Below are 14750 nucleotides of genomic sequence, written 5' to 3' on the forward strand. Positions count from 1 at the left end.
CCGTGACCTGTTGGTAAATTACTGAGTTCCCCCGTTTTGCGCGAACGCCGGCGCATTGTTCAACACCAATGCGCCGGTATTCAATATCACCAAGCTGCGCTGGTTGTGCGTCTAACACTTGTTTCGCACGGTGAGGAAGTTTTCAATACGACACTGCTAGTTCGTGGCCGAGCCGACCGCCGCCATTGGCTCGACGTCGTGGTGCAGGCAGACCGCATGACGGCAAGGGCGGCCTCCGGAGTACTCTTGCGAATACGCAGCTGGGAGTGCTGGCCACCCCTTCAGTGGATCCTCAAAATAATTTCACGTTGCCCTTCATCGACGTCAGGGATATCCGACACGAGGGTGCGGAGGAGTTGCTGACGGCAACGCATATCGACGTCAGGCGCGCCAGGCAGCCTCCAGGTCGGTGGCAATGCCCGGCAAAATCGGGAACTGGGGTGACAAGATCGATTTGTCGCGCTTGGGCCAAACCCGCTTCACAGGCTTCCACGCGCCTGAACGCTGCCTCCCAGCTCTTCTCAAGTTGGGCAGCGATCAGCCGGTTGTCGGGGTCGCAAGCGGCATAGCGACGCTCAGCGAGAGATGCCTCGTATCGAGCTTGCTGCAAGTCGTTCATTCCAGATTATCCCGATACGCACGATCAGCTTCCACTCACATGAGGGACCACTCGTCAAGCTGTGGTTTTTGAGCTGCTGAGTGGCTGGGGGTTTTGGGAACGACGCCCTGTCCGGTACGGGGCGTCGTGTCGGAGGTGCTCAGTCGCCGTTGCGGCGGTTTGGTCGTGACCAGATGAGGCTGTAGCCATGATCGTTCTTGTCCTCGACGAGGTTGGCGTAGATCGGGGCGGTGAAGCTGGGATCGTCGAGCTAGAGACCCAAGTAGTTGCGGCCCTCATTGGACTGCTTGGACCAGGCGGCGCCGGATCCGGCCGACAAAGACCCGGTGGCTGGGAGCGTTTTCGCCGCTGGAGCGCGTATCGGGAACGATACGGACCTTCTTGGCCTGGAGTGAGTGACGATCTCGCCGTTGAACTCGTTATCGCCGGACTGCTGGAAGTTACCGATGGTAGCCATTGTCGTTCTCCTGACTGGTTGTTCGAAGCCGCCCTATGCGGCCTCGATAGCGGCGACGGCTTGGCCGACTGCATCCTATGGGACCGCAGCGCTAGCGGAGGACGGCGGTAGCCGAGCTTGTTGCCTCGCGAGGAATGATCGCTCGCGATCAGGGGGAAGAAGGTCGGCGAAGCCGTTGCAGGTCAAGGCCGGGCCGGCGCCAGACCAGCCAGAAGAGAGGCCGTATAGGGAGGTCCCCGGCATGAGTCTCACGAGAACGGCGCTGGTTATCGGTCCTTCTGCCACGCATCCGGCACAAGCGGGGCGATCCGTCCCGCTACACGAACCTGAGGTCTGAGCCCGTTTCCTGATCCGCGCTGATGCACGTATCAACCTCACATCCGGTCGCCGCTCGTGCGGCCGCACCATAATCCCGCCTTCGGCGGCAAGGGCTCAGGGGGACGAGACCAGTCTCGATGACGGCGTTTAACCCATGCCGCGATGCACCTGGTTCCGGCGAGGCTGATCAGGCCTGGGCCGAACTACAATTCAACAGGTCGTCATGGCCTGACGACAGCTCCCTCTATCACCACGCCGGCGCTGACGTACTTCCACAAAGCCACGACCAGCTTGCGGGCCAACGCCGTGATCATCACCTTCTTGAAGCGGCCGCCGTTCTGGGCAACGCGGTCGTTGAACCATCGACTGAGCAACGAACCTGGTTGGTGGCGTAGCCAAAGCCAGGCCATTTCCAGTAGCGTCGATCGCAATCGCGGATTCCGGACTTACCGATCCCCTGTTCCCGGTCGATCGATCCGCTCTGCCAGGGCGTCGGCGCAAGGCCGGCATAGGCAGCCACCTGCCTTCGATTGCCAAAGTGACGGAATAGCCCTTCGCCCCAGAGAACGGCGGCAAATTCCGGCCCGACACCGACGACCTTCGACAGCAAGGCGACTTCCCGCGCCGATCGCCGTTCTTCTGCAAGCATGGCGTCCCGCTCGGCTTCCACTGCCTTGATCTGACTCGAGCAGCATCTCCATCCGGTCGAACTCGCTCAGGACCTGGTGCTTCATGTGTGCGGGCAGATCCCGCCCATCGCCTGTGCGAAGTGTCTCCAGCCGATCGCGACGATCCCGCCGGAGAGGATCGTAGCCGGTGATGCCCTGTGAGAAGAGAAGCTCCTTGATCCGGTTGCTGTGCCGGATGCGTTCCTCCATCAACACCTTGCGTTCCCGTACGAATGCGGCGGCGGTCCTCTTCCGCCGGCGACGGCACGCGAAGCATCGAGCAGACCCGCGGCTCCCCACGCTTGAAGGCCAACAGCGCTCGGATAAGGGTCTCCCCGTCAAGCCGATCCGGTTTAATCCGTCGCTTACGCCGCGACGTGGCAATTGACGCCGCATCAACGACGTGGCTTCGTGGCCTTCCGCCTCTAGAACCCGGTGGACCCAGAAGCCGTCGAGCCCAGCTTCCTGGATGAGGATGAACGGATAATCCCGTCCAGTTCGGTCACGAGCCTTGCGCTTCAGTTGACCAAGGCGGTCGAGGAGCCCAAACTATCTCCTCCCGGGATGGTATGGCGCGACAACTTCTCGCCAGCTCCCGGCGAAATCGAGGTGATCAGCCACGCCTTCTTGCTCAACTCGATCGAAACGACGATCGCATCCAGTTCCTTGTGAGCTGCCCTGCTTTCAAACCGCTCGGCGTCATCTCCTGCTCCTTTCCGTAACGGCCAACAACGTCCGCCGCATCAGAGCAGGTCGCCGCCATTACTCATCGGATCTCGATCGCCATTGGCGTCACGGCTCTTAATATCTCTTTTGCCGATGGCAGGGTCGATGCGAGATGCGCCAAAAGTCATGCATCGCGGTTTGGCCATCATCTGGTTGATACGTTCGCAGCGGTAATAGGGATGACCCGGAGGCCGGCCCGAATAGACAACGCCCAACCCCCTTCCAAATCGGCCGCAGGTGAGCAGGCCCGAAAGCAGCGCACGGCCGCCACGACCCGACTTGATGCCGCCTTTCTGTCCAAAAGCATTGACGGCGATATGGCGCTGGTTCCGCTCAAACTCACTCCAATCGATATAACCTTCATGATAATCCTGGAGCAGCACTTCCCACGTTCCAAAGGGGCTTGTTGTGGCCGTAGCTTTTGCGAGCCCTGCCATCGACAATCTCCGTTCGCTTCTCGCTTTTACCATAGACATAGACCCCGGCGTAGAAGGGGTTCTTCAGGACGAATCGTTAGGCCGACAGGGATTGTACACCCCGTCGAGATCTATGACGCGCGCTTCAACCAGGCCGCACAGTCCTTCTCCAGCCACTCCTCGTTCTTTTTCGAGCGATAGGCCGTGTCGGCCCAGACAGTCGAACCGGTGTTGGCGCGGTTGAGGACATTGCGAAGCTGCGCGCCGTCATAGGCCGCCGCGCTCGTGACGTTCCAGCCGCGCATGAAGCCGTGCCGGCGATCGATCGCGGCGTGGTTCTTCTCTGGTTGCCGCCCTTGATGCAAGAAGCTTTTTAAGCTGACGTAGTTGGGTGATCGAGTGCGTTCTTCTCTCAGGCCTTTCATCGCGGCGTTTCGAGAAGCCGCTGGCCGGTATGGTGATCTGCGGACCGGGTCCAAATCTTATAGGCGAGCTCTCAGCTCGAAGAACCACGCTGGTTTTCCCGATCCAGATCTTTTCGATCATTGTGCCCATTCAGGTCGTCGACTTCCTACACCTCTTTCACCGACGCCAGCTTTTGCGGCATATTATCCACCAAGCAGCCGCCACTCGCGCCGGATCTCGATAATCTTCTTTCTTGGTCATCATCGCCCAAATCGCCCGTGCCATCTTGTTCGCAAGCGCGAAATCGCGACCAACACGAACGGCTTGCGGCGCAGCATCCGTGCCAGCCATGATCCCTCGACGATCGATTTACGGGTTAGGACGTAGACTCATAACTGCGTAGCCAGATACGGATAGCGACGAGTTTGAGGGCGGCAAGATAGTTCTCAGCCAGCTTGTCGTAGCGTGTCGCGATGCGACGGAACTGCTTGGCTTTGTTGAAGAAGCGCTCGATCAGGTTGCGGGCCTTGTATAGGAACGGGCTGAAGCAGATCGGGTCTTTGCGGTTGGCCTTGGGCGGGATGTTTGCCCATGCGTTGCGCTCAGTTATGGCGGTACGCAGCGCGTTGGCATCATAGCTTTTGTCGGCCAGCAACATGGCACCTTCGGGCAGGTCGGCGACTAAGTCCGGTGCCGATGCGATGTCGCTCTTCTGGCCTGCCGTGAGCATCAACCGGATAGGCCTGCCTTCGGCATCTACAAGAGCATGGATTTTGGTTGTCAGCCCGCCTCGGGAACGACCGAGACAATGATCTCGACCCCCCTTTTTGCCGTCGCGCCCTGCTGATGGACGCGAACAACGGAGGTGTCGATCATCTGCACCTTGCCGTCATAGGCTTTGGTGATGGCCTCCATGAGGCGGTCCCACACACCAGCTTTGCGCCATCGAACGAAGCGGTTGTAGCAGGTGGTGCGTGGGCCGTATCGCTCGGGCAGGTCTCGCCATGGTGCACCAGATCGCAGAACCCAGAAAATGCCGTTCAGCACACGGCGGTCGTCAACGCGCGGCACTCCACGCGGCTTGTTGGGCAAGCAGCGGCTCAATTACGCGCCATTCGAAGTCGGTTAGGTCATATCGGCTCATGATGAGCCTGAATCAGAGTTCGCCGCAATAGGAAAGCCTCAGTCGGGAACGACCCAACTCTGCCGTTCATCCCGTCGTAGGAAATTCCACCAGTGGCGGCGATTTGCTGGGGCGCTGCTGCTGGCATCGGGACGAAGCGTTGCGCTTGCCTACACCGGCGAAATCCAAAGTAGCCCAAGGCAGATAAGAAGCGCGAATGGCACCGCGCTGACGACCCGCCATGCACCTCGCAGGCCATAAACGATCCAGCCTAGTGTTACACCAGATGCCAGCACGAGGCAGACGCCCGCGACCTTCATACCCTCAATTTGATCTTGCTCTGTGCCAACCGAGGTGGTCGCCGAAAACAGAAATATACCAACCGAACAATGACGATCAGGATTGAGGCCACCGCAAGGATGATGCGTAGAAAGGTTTTCACCAATGGCAACCTTCGGCTTCAAAAGTGTCGCGTTTTGATTGACGATAGGAGACCCCGACCCGCACGCCAACCTCTCTTTTCTGGAAGGAAGGCGCGAACCCGAAGGCCGTAAACCACCCCGGTGATTCCGCATTTATGGGTTCACGACCTAGCACTGTCGGGCGTGACATGGCGCCGGTGATCAGGAACGACCTGGACACGAACAGTTACTTGGTTCCCTGGCGGCTGATCGGGGAGAGCGTCCAAATCGTGGTGCTGGGCGGGCGCGTTATCGTGCGTCATGCGGGCGAGGTGGTGGCGGATCATGCCTTGTGCCGTGGACGTCGCCAACGGATTGTCGAGCGCGCGCATCTTGCTGGCGTGGTTGGCGCTGCTGGGCCGGTACGATCGACGCCGGCGGAGATCGTTGCGCCTTCCGCTCTGTTGCGGCCGCTGGTCGAATATGAGGCACTGGTGGGAGGCGGCTGGTGATGACGGCGATCGATCACGAGATGTTGGTGGCTCAGCTCGACCGGCTAAAGCTGACCGCGATCCGGGATCAGCTCGATACGCTGCTGGACGAAGCGGCGCGCTCGCAAACGACCCTGCCTATTACGGCGTCGCCGGAAATCTCCGGTCGCTTATCAAGGTATACCAGGTCGTGGAGCGTTACTGGCGCAGAATGCTGTGCAGCCGCAGCGGTGATGGTGGTCGCCTCGGTTTGGGGCGCTTTTCAACCAGATCAGAAATGGAACCCGCTACTGCGACCCAAACTGCGGCTCCCACATAGGGAACCGGACGACCACCATATCGACTGCCGGCGCCTTTTTCGAGTCTGACATTACCCGGCAGTTCGTACAGGTATCGATGGTTGGTGGCGTATCGATGGCGCTTGAAAATGCCTTTCCGCCCGAGTTGGTGAACGGTAGAGGCGCACACGCCGAGCTGCTGGGCTAATTCCTCGCCCGTCAGCATTCCGCTCTCCCGCAGCCGTTCGTACCGGTTCTTCAATCCATAGGTGCGGCGCACGAGCATGACCTTCTTCAGGGTGAAGGGTTCGCCGCGCCAGTTGCGATGCCCGAGTTCATTGAGACGGGCGGCGATCTGCTGGTCGTTGGTGGTCTCCAGCAGCTCGTTCATCAACGCCACGACCTGTGCCGGCGTCTTGCGCATCACTGATATGGGCCGTGGTCTCGTCACCGACAGGCTCTGGGCGCGCCCGCCGCGCCAACGGATATGGATGTTGACCTGCTCGTCGACGAGCAGCGTCACGTCTTCGATGAGAAGGCCGAGCATGCGCTTGCGTTCGACGGCACCGGTGCGCTCGTCTTTCCAGATGCGCGGGAAATCGGCTGCGGCGCGGCAATCAACGTGAGAGCGCAGCGTCAATCAGGATGAGAATGCCGGCGGCTTGAGAGGCAGGGAGAGCGTAGCCCGACCGGAGTTTCAAGCCGCCGCCGGCGATCCCTTCCGGGCATCGTCTTGTGGTCGCGGTCGACCGGGTATGCCGGTGGTTTTTGTGCCCGTCCGCCACGTAACCGATCACCAGATGAGGCTTTTCATGAAGTTCCGGCAAACCCACACGACGGCCGTCGCGGCGGCGAAGACGTCGATCAGCACGGCCACGGCATATCGCATGGAGAAGGATTCGAGGCTGCCTTCGCAGAGGAAGGCGCCGCGGGATCGCCGCCGACCTGATCCGCTCGCCGACATTTTCGAGGCCGAGATCGTGCCGCTGCTCAAGGCGGCGCCCGGCATTCGGCCAATCACCATCTTCGAGGAGATACTGCGGCGCCATCCCGAACTGGGCGCCGGCATTCGCCGCACGATCGAGCGCCGCGTTCGATCCTGGCGCGCGGTTCATGGCGAGGAACAGGAAGTCATGTTCCGGCAGGTGCACGAGCCCGGCCGCGTCGGCCTGTCGGACTTCACCGACATGAGCGGCGCCGGCGTCACCATCGCCGGTCAGCCGCTCGATCATCGGCTCTACCATTTCCGACTCGCCTATTCCGGCTTCGAATGCCCATGTCGTGCTCGGCGGCGAGAGCTTCGTGGCGCTGGCCGAAGGCCTGCAGAACGCGCTCTGGTCGCTCGGGGGAGTGCCGCGGGAGCACCGCTCGGACAGCCTGTCCGCAGCGTTCCGCAACCTGGACGGGGATGCTCGCGCGGACCTGGCGCGTCGCTACGAGATCCTCGTCTCCCACTACGGCATGACCGCAACCCGCAACAATGCCGGCATCGCGCACGAGAACGGCTCCATCGAAGGTTCTCACGGCCACCTAAAGCGTGCGATCCATGACGCGCTCCTGATGAGAGGGTCGAGCGACTTCGACGTTCTGGCCGCCTATCGTCGCTTCGTCGACGAGATCGTCGGTCGCTGCAATGCGCGCAATTCCAAGCGCATCGACGTCGAGCGCGCAGAACTCCAGGATCTGCCTGTGCGGCGCACGTCCGACTACGAGGAAGTCACCGTGCGCGTCACCTCCTCGGGCGGCTTCACCCTGCGCAAGGTGTTCTACACCGTGCCTTCGCGGCTGATCGGCCACCGCCTGAGGGTGAGGCTCTTCGACGATCGGCTGGATATCTTCATCGGCGGAACCCAGCTCATGAGGCTGCCGCGCGGACGAGCCTCTCCATCCGGCAAGCACGACCAGGTCGTAAACTATCGCCATGTCATCCATTCACTGCGCCGCAAGCCGATGGCGCTCATGAACCTCGTCTACCGCGACCAGCTCTTTCCCCGCGAGGCGTATCGACGAACTTTCGACATGCTTGTGGATCGCCTGCCGGAGCGTCAGGCCTGCCGCACCATGGTCGAAGTCCTCGCCCTCGCGCACGAGCGCGGCTGCGAGAGCGGACTGGCCGATCAGTTGGACGTCGCGAACGAAGCACGGCAATTGCCGGACATGGCTGCGTTGCGCGAACGGTTCGCCCCGGATCCTTCCCGGCTGCCGAATGTCGTCGTGCCTCTTGGCCACGCTCGACGCCTATGAAGACCTGATCGGCACTAGCCACGAACTCACTATGACGGGAGACGCGGCATGAAAACGAACAGCACCGTCGATGCCGCAAGGCTCAGCCTCCTGCTCAACGAACTGCCTGCTATAAAGGGGATGTGGCCGCAGTTCGCCGAACAGGCCGACAAGGAAGGTTGGCCCGCCGCCCGCTTCCTCGCCGCGATCACCGAACACGAACTGGCAGAACGCGATCGGCGCCGCATCGAGCGCCATCTCGCCGAAGCCCGCCTGTTGCCCGGCAAGACCCTCGACACATTCGAGTTCGAGGCCGTGCCGGTGATCTCGAAGGCGCAGGTGATGGCGATCACCGCCGGCGACAGCTGGCTCGAGAAGGGCGCCAACCTGCTTCTGTTCGGCCCTCCCGGCGGGAGAGCCATCTCGCCTCCGCCATCGGCCTCGCCCTTATCGAGAACGGATGGCGGGTCATGTTCACCCGCACCACCGATCTCGTCCAGAAGCTGCAGGTCGCGCGCCGCGAACTCGGCCTCGAAGCCGCCATCAATCGACTCGATGGCTTCCACCTGCTGATCCTCGACGACTTCGCCTACGTCACCAAGGACCAGGCCGAGACCAGCGTGCTGTTCGAACTCATCAGCGCCCGATACGAACGGCGCTCCATGCTCATCACTGCCAACCAGCCCTTCGGCGAATGGGGCAAGATCTTCCCCGATCCCGCCATGACGCTCGCCGCGGTCGACCGCCTCGTCCACCACGCCACCATCTTCGAGCTGAACGTCGAGAGATATCGGCGGCGCCAGGCCATCGAACGAAAGCGGGGCCCCGGTCGCCCCGCATCATACGCAACGCCAGCAAACGTCGCTCCTGATTGACGCGCGCGACAATCAAACCGACAAACTCCTTGAGCCCGACGATCAATGCCGCAATCATCACCACCGCCGCGACAGCAGACTATCATCCAGATTGTCGCGCGCTTCTCTCCCAGATTGATGGTGTGGAACGGCCCCGCTACCGACAGCATCTAAGTGCAAAACGTGGTCGTTGCGAGCAACGCCACAAGGAATGGAGCCGTTCCGTGAAGCAGGTTAGCACCATCGGCCTGGATTTGGCCAAGAACGTTTTTCAAATTCATGGCGCCGACGCCGAAGGCGCGCCGATTTTCAATCGCAAACTGCGTCGAGCCGAGCTGCTGGCCTTTTTCGAAAAGCTTCCGCCGTGTCTGGTTGGTTTGGAGGATGCGGCGGTTCGCATTATTGGGCGCGCGAGATCGCGGCGCTCGGTCACGACGTGTGTTTGATCCCGCCGATCTATGTGAAACCCTTCGTGAAACGGGGCAAGACGGACGCCGCCGACGCCGAAGCGATCAGCGAAGCCGTCACCCGCAAGACCATGCGTTTCGTTCCGATCAAATCGGCTGATCAACAAGCGGCAGCCATGGTGCTGAGGACGCGTGCCCTTTTGATCCGCAAGCAAACCCAGGCGGTCAACGCGCTTCGCGGGCATTTGTCGGAGTTGGGCGTTATTGCCGCCCTCGGCACGGCCAAAGTGGCTGCGTTGATCGAGGTCGTACGGGACGAGGAGGACGTTTGCCTGCCAAAAGCCGCTCGACTGGCTTTGGCTGAGATCACCGATTAGATCGAGGCGCTGACGCGTCAAAATCGACAAGCTCGAACGAGGGCGAGGCGAAGCGCGATGGGACATGCGACGGCTGACCACAATTCCGGGCGTCGGAGCGATCACGGCGGCTTCCGTCAAAGCGCTGATCCCGGATCCCGGCGGGTTCAAATCCGGCCGTCACTTCGCCGCCTGGATCGGACTGACGCCAAAGCCTCATTCGAGCGGCGGCAAGGATCGGCTCGGCGGCATATCGAAAATGGGCAACCCGCCGCTCCGCTCGCTGCTCGTTTGTGGCGCGACGTCGGTCTTGCGGCGCGTTAAGGGAAACGACAAAGCGCTGCGATGGCTAGTCACCCTTTTGGCGCGGCGGCCTTTCAAGGTCGTCGCGGTCGCGCTCGCCAACAAGATGGCGAGGATTATCTGGGCGCTGCTCACTAAGGGCGGGACATATCGAAATACTGGTGAGGCAAGCGGCGCAGCACGCGCCTGAGCCGAACGACGACCAGGACGGACCGGCCGGCGCGATGCCGGACAGAGGCGAGGTGCACAATTGGACGATGACCCACGGGACGAAATCCCGAGGCGAGAGAGGCCGGCGCGACAATGCGCTTACAGCGCGTCAGATTGATCAGCCCCTCGCATCGCGAATTTCATCGAGGCCGGCGGTCTTAGACTGCGCTGAAAGGCCGGACATATGACCGCACCTATCCCGCTGGATGAAATGTCTGAACAAGCGCTTGCCCGCGTGGCCGTTCCACATATGTCGCGCTACAGAATCGGCGGCCAGAGCCCTGATGCGCTTCTGCGCTGGCGCATCCAGCAGCGAGCGGTCGGCTTCGTTCTGGCGCTCGTGCTCGCGCTGGAGTGCGTCGAGGTCGTGCAGCCGTGCGTTCCAGTGGCTTCCAGCGCGTCGGCGACCAGGCGGTTGTCCGGGTCGACCTTCAGGTAGCGCCGGTGGGCCAGTTCAGCCTCGTGGCGGGCGCGTTGCAGCTGCGTGCCGCGCAGCGCCGGGGCCTGCTCCACGCGCTGGGTGATCTCCTGCTGCACGGCAAGCGCGACGTCAATCGCTGCCGGCGCCATCGCCTCCAGCAGGAGCGCGCTCACCACGTCGTCGACTGGAGCGCCGCGCACATTGGCAATGTTTGCCGGCGTGCCGCACGACGGCTTCGTTGCAGACATAATAGGGGCGCAGCCGCCCCTCGAACGGCTCGTAATGGACGCGCATGCGTGCACCGCAGCGACCGCACAGCAGCCGTCCCTGCAACAGACCGCCCTGGCGAGGCATGCGTCCACGCAGGCCGGGTGAAAAGCCGGTGGCGTTCTGTTCCAGGATGGTCTGATTGCGCTCGTACTCGGCCCAGGAAACGTAGCCTTCGTGGGCTTCTGGAATAAGCACCTGCCAGTCGGATCTCGCCACGCGCAGCTGCACGGACTTGAGCTTGGCATTGTAGGCGGTGCGCGTGCGCCCATAGGCGAACGCGCCGGCATAACGCGGGTTGTGCAGGATCTGGAGCACGCGGGGATGATCGATTTCGCTCCACAGGACGTCGCCCTTGCCGATGCCGCGACGGATACGCCGGGGAAAGAGGATCTTCTCGCCCCGCAGGCGGCGCGACGGCGCAGGCCGAGCCGGTCTCGCGGAAGGTATCGAACAGGAGCCGCACGGTATCCTGGATCTGTCGGTCGGGATCGAGCACGACCCGCGCGTCAGGGGTATAGACCAACCCGATCGGCAACGGCACCTCGAGCTCGCCGCGGCGGCCTTGTTGAGAATGCCGCCTTGCAGCCGCGACTTGAGGATGTGCAGTTCGGCCTCGCTCATCGTGCCCTTCAGCCCGAGCAGCATGCGATCGTTGAAATAGGCCGGATCGTAGACGCCGTCCTCGTCCATGATGAGGGTGCGCGACAGGGCAGCCAACTCAAGGAGACGGTGCCAGTCGGCATTGTTTGCGGGCCAGGCGCGACACTTCCAGCCCCAGCACAATCCCTGCCTGCCCCATCGCCACTTCACTCACCAGGTGCTGGAAGCCGTCGCGGTCCTGCGACTGCGCGCCGGAGAGGCCGAGGTCGCTGTCGATGACGTGGACACGTTCGATCGGCCCGCCCAGCGCCACTGCGCGATCGCGCAAAGCGTATTGCCGCTTGGTGCTTTCGGTGTTCTCGAACACCTGACGAAGAGAGGACTGACGCACGTAGAGGAACGCATCACGCCGCAGATGGTCGGCGCCAACCTTCATGGCGATGTCAGTAGACATGATTGCCTCGCGTCTCTGCTGCCAGCACCATGTTGGCGAGCATGTGCACGAGCTGGCGATCGTGCACGACCGCCGAAGCCGTAGGCGGCGGTTCCGGCCGCCGATGCATCGGCGGGGAAGGCTGAGGGCCCGCGATCAGCACCGCCAGCCCTTGCCAAAAGCCATGAAAAACGATGGCGCCCATGTCCTTGACGCAGGCCTGACCGCACAGGACGGCGGCGCGCAGCGGCTCGTAGAATCCTTGCAGCCGTGCGGCAGCACCGGCGCGCTCGCATGGGACTCACCGTTTTTTTACGGGCGATCGCTCGTTCGATGCTGCGGGGATGGACACTGATGCCGAGCGTCGAATGCAGCAGTTGCGCCGGGGATCGACCTGGGGCCGTTAAGAGGAGTGCCGGCGGGCCATCTGAAAACGCGATGGCTCGGTCCAGGACTTTATATTGGAAAACTGGCGGTAACTTGGGCCATGCTTGCAGAGCGAAGGACGTAACCGGCTAAGGTTGCGTGAGCACTCACAATAAGGCTGAACAATGGACGAAGCACCGCATCTCACGTTTGATCTGGATATGCCCGGCGTGAGCAGGGGGCATCTTGTTGTCCCGGGAGGTAGCGACCGTGGGGAGCTTTCGCTCCCGGTCTTCAGTCTCAATAAAGGAGAGGGACCGCATCTTCTTGTCACCGGCGGAAATCATGGCAATGAATTGGAGGGGCCAATCGTTGCGCGACGGCTTATCAAGTGGCTGCCAAAAGAGCAGATCTGTGGAAGGGTCATCATCCTACCGGTGCTCAATCCGATGGCCGTTGAGGCCTGGAGCCGCAACACGCCGCTTGATGGGTTGAATCTCAATCGCGTCTTTCCAGGGCGCGCCGACGGGTCAGTAACACAACGAATCGCGGATGCGGTTTCGCGCGTATTGTTACCAATGGCCGACACGGTATTTGATCTGCACAGCTTCGGGCCAACATGGGATTGTCCACCGGCAGCCACGACGCACCCCATTGCCGATCCCGATCTTATGGCCAGGACTGTGAAGATGGCGGAAGCGTTTAAATTGCCCTTGACATTAGTCTGGCAACACAACGACACGGCTGGAATGTTCGATATCGAGGCCCAAAACCAGAGCAAAGTATTTGTTTGCGCTGAATTCGGCGGCGGCACGGTCGGCGCGGACAATCTCGCGATCTACGAGGCTGGAGTGCGCAACGCGCTCATATCGCTTGGGCTGGTCGAGGGAAAAGCCGAGTATCCAACATTCCGTCAAAGGAAGTCCAGCCAGTCACTGGAGACGCGCCCGTCCGACGAGCTGAAATCGCCCGCTCGGGGCATCTTCGAACCTCGCTGCTCGGTGTTGGATGAAGTGAAGCAGGGAGATATCATAGGCGTCCTGCATCCGATCGATTCGCTATCGGCTGAGTCCATCGACATACGCGCGCCGGGGATATCCATCATCTTGGGCGTAGGATCGGGGGCCCATGTCGACGCCAACGAAGTAGTAGCGCTCCTCGCGCGACCGCTTAAACTCTGAGGGTCTGAAGCGCATCCAACTCCTGGCTGCATCCGCAGGAAAAGGAGATAAGATGCAGGTGCCTCGTGAATTACTTAGCAGGCTGTTAAAGAAGCCCAACTGTGCGGGACGAAGTCTGCTTCGCGGCGTCTCAACGATAGCGCGCTGGCCCAATATGTTAACAAGTCGGCCCTGAATAACGGCTAAGGCGTTGATATTCCGAATCCGTGAAGCCGGGTGGAAGCATCCGATTTCGCCGTTGTCGGCTGGAGTGTTTGCAGGCACCAGGCAAGCCAAAGAGCGAGAACCGTGAGGATCAGTCGCAGATTGTGGCCTGCGGCGACGAGCAGCGCATTGATCGCATCGCCAGCATGGCCGAGGAGAAAGTTGCGGTCCAGTCGGCCGTCGGTCTTCATATGACCTATGGTGGCCCCAATGGCCGATCGTCGTTTCAGTTCCCGACGCATGGTGGCTGTCAGGCCACGCTTGCGGCCGGCGATCATCACCGATCATTGCCGGCCATCTTGCGGCCGATGTCGCGCAACACCCGGCCGAGATAGGTGCGAAGGCGCTTGAGTTCGCGAAGCATCCGGCGGAACTGCCGGGCATGCGCATAGCGACCCGCCCGCACCGCCGCTGCCGTGGCCAACCGCGTGTGGCGCCGCCTGAGCACGATGCCGTACCGCTTGGCCTGACGCACTAGGATCTGGATTGCCTTGAGGTAGAGCCGGCTGTCGGTGGGTGAGCGATCGCCTTCGGCTGCGCGGTCGTGTCGACGGTGATCCGCTCCAGCGAACCGGGCTTTGCAGTCCCCGTCTCGAGTGCCACGTCGACGCTTGCCTTCAGCATTTCCTCCAGCCTCTCGGGCCCGATCCGCTTGCGCCAGCGCGTCATCGTGCTGGCATCGATCGGCGGCTCGTGCTGGAAGAACTCGAAGCCGCAGAAAAACTGTGGAGTGGGAAGCGCGCGAGCGCTTCCCCTCCCCGAACCGTACGTGCACCTTACAGCGCATACGGCACTCTATTCAACCTTGGCCCAAAGCCATAGCGACATCTGTCAAGCGAAGTGAGGATTTGACCCCTGGGTGAAACGAAGAACTGACCCGCTCATTGTTTTGCAGTTTTGTTGGTCTCGAGCGTCGTTCCGGCCTTCTGCAAAAAATCCCGACAAACCCAGTTAAGGCACCCCCAAGATGAAAACCCCCTGGGTGGTAAAATTAGGTGTTTTACAACACCAAAAAAAAAA

At 61.5% G+C, this 14750-nt stretch carries 8 protein-coding genes and 11 pseudogenes; 5 read left to right on the forward strand and 14 right to left on the reverse strand.

Annotated elements, in window-relative coordinates; all coding sequences use genetic code 11:
- Positions 1-292: 292 nt before the first annotated feature.
- From AC0L3O_RS34640 to AC0L3O_RS34675, 8 genes and pseudogenes are all read right to left on the reverse strand, one after another.
- The gene (locus AC0L3O_RS34640) at positions 293-619 is read right to left on the reverse strand and encodes a hypothetical protein (protein ID WP_473618045.1); all 327 of its coding nucleotides are present in this window, start codon (positions 617-619) and stop codon (positions 293-295) included.
- 139 nt (positions 620-758) lie between these two features.
- Positions 759-1076 (reverse strand): annotated as a pseudogene (locus AC0L3O_RS34645) (DUF736 domain-containing protein).
- A gap of 539 nt (positions 1077-1615) precedes the next feature.
- Positions 1616-2724 (reverse strand): annotated as a pseudogene (locus tag AC0L3O_RS34650) (IS110 family RNA-guided transposase).
- A 113-nt stretch (positions 2725-2837) separates the two neighbouring features.
- A pseudogene (locus AC0L3O_RS34655) lies at positions 2838-3295 on the reverse strand (recombinase family protein); the annotation flags it as partial.
- Between the two features lie 79 nt (positions 3296-3374).
- Positions 3375-3545, reverse strand: a pseudogene (locus AC0L3O_RS34660) (transposase); the annotation flags it as partial.
- Between the two features lie 241 nt (positions 3546-3786).
- A pseudogene (locus tag AC0L3O_RS34665) lies at positions 3787-3986 on the reverse strand (hypothetical protein); the annotation flags it as partial.
- Positions 3986-4753: pseudogene (locus tag AC0L3O_RS34670) on the reverse strand (IS5 family transposase). The pseudogenes AC0L3O_RS34665 and AC0L3O_RS34670, both read right to left, overlap by 1 nt.
- A 149-nt stretch (positions 4754-4902) precedes the next feature.
- Positions 4903-5196, reverse strand: coding sequence for a hypothetical protein (locus tag AC0L3O_RS34675; RefSeq protein WP_473618047.1), 294 nt, complete (start codon positions 5194-5196; stop codon positions 4903-4905).
- Positions 5197-5363: 167 nt separating this feature from the next.
- Here AC0L3O_RS34675 and AC0L3O_RS34680 point away from each other — a divergent pair.
- Positions 5364-5645, forward strand: a pseudogene (locus tag AC0L3O_RS34680) (Mu transposase domain-containing protein); the annotation flags it as partial.
- A 177-nt stretch (positions 5646-5822) separates the two neighbouring features.
- Here AC0L3O_RS34680 and AC0L3O_RS34685 read toward each other — a convergent pair.
- On the reverse strand, positions 5823-6542 hold the full coding sequence (locus tag AC0L3O_RS34685) for a hypothetical protein (protein WP_473618048.1): 720 nt from the start codon (positions 6540-6542) through the stop codon (positions 5823-5825).
- Between the two features lie 130 nt (positions 6543-6672).
- Here AC0L3O_RS34685 and istA point away from each other — a divergent pair.
- From istA to AC0L3O_RS34700, 3 pseudogenes are all read left to right on the forward strand, one after another.
- A pseudogene (gene istA, locus AC0L3O_RS34690) lies at positions 6673-8198 on the forward strand (IS21 family transposase).
- Positions 8195-9118: pseudogene (gene istB / locus AC0L3O_RS34695) on the forward strand (IS21-like element helper ATPase IstB). The pseudogenes istA and istB overlap by 4 nt, the downstream one beginning before the upstream one ends.
- 85 nt (positions 9119-9203) lie before the next feature.
- Positions 9204-10235, forward strand: a pseudogene (locus tag AC0L3O_RS34700) (IS110 family RNA-guided transposase).
- 278 nt (positions 10236-10513) lie between these two features.
- Here the strand turns inward: AC0L3O_RS34700 and AC0L3O_RS34705 are convergent.
- Genes AC0L3O_RS34705 through AC0L3O_RS34720 form a run of 4 tightly spaced genes read right to left on the reverse strand, consistent with a single transcriptional unit; the run spans position 10514 to position 12184 of the window.
- A complete protein-coding gene (locus AC0L3O_RS34705; protein ID WP_473618049.1) occupies positions 10514-10849 on the reverse strand; it encodes a hypothetical protein in 336 nt (111 codons plus the stop codon).
- Positions 10806-11636, reverse strand: coding sequence for a recombinase family protein (locus AC0L3O_RS34710; protein WP_473618050.1), 831 nt, complete (start codon positions 11634-11636; stop codon positions 10806-10808). The genes AC0L3O_RS34705 and AC0L3O_RS34710 overlap by 44 nt, the downstream gene beginning before the upstream one ends.
- Positions 11637-11664: 28 nt before the next feature.
- Complete coding sequence (locus tag AC0L3O_RS34715) at positions 11665-12000, reverse strand: recombinase family protein (protein ID WP_473618052.1); 336 nt, start codon at positions 11998-12000, stop codon at positions 11665-11667.
- Positions 11990-12184, reverse strand: coding sequence for a hypothetical protein (locus tag AC0L3O_RS34720; RefSeq protein WP_473618053.1), 195 nt, complete (start codon positions 12182-12184; stop codon positions 11990-11992). The genes AC0L3O_RS34715 and AC0L3O_RS34720 overlap by 11 nt, the downstream gene beginning before the upstream one ends.
- Before the next feature lie 346 nt (positions 12185-12530).
- Between AC0L3O_RS34720 and AC0L3O_RS34725 the strand changes: the two genes are divergently transcribed.
- On the forward strand, positions 12531-13526 hold the full coding sequence (locus tag AC0L3O_RS34725; RefSeq protein WP_473618054.1) for a succinylglutamate desuccinylase/aspartoacylase family protein: 996 nt from the start codon (positions 12531-12533) through the stop codon (positions 13524-13526).
- 182 nt (positions 13527-13708) lie between these two features.
- Here the strand turns inward: AC0L3O_RS34725 and AC0L3O_RS34730 are convergent.
- Positions 13709-14465 (reverse strand): annotated as a pseudogene (locus tag AC0L3O_RS34730) (transposase family protein); the annotation flags it as partial.
- Positions 14466-14750 lie beyond the last annotated feature (285 nt).

This window comes from Mesorhizobium sp. WSM4810, assembly GCF_055811235.1.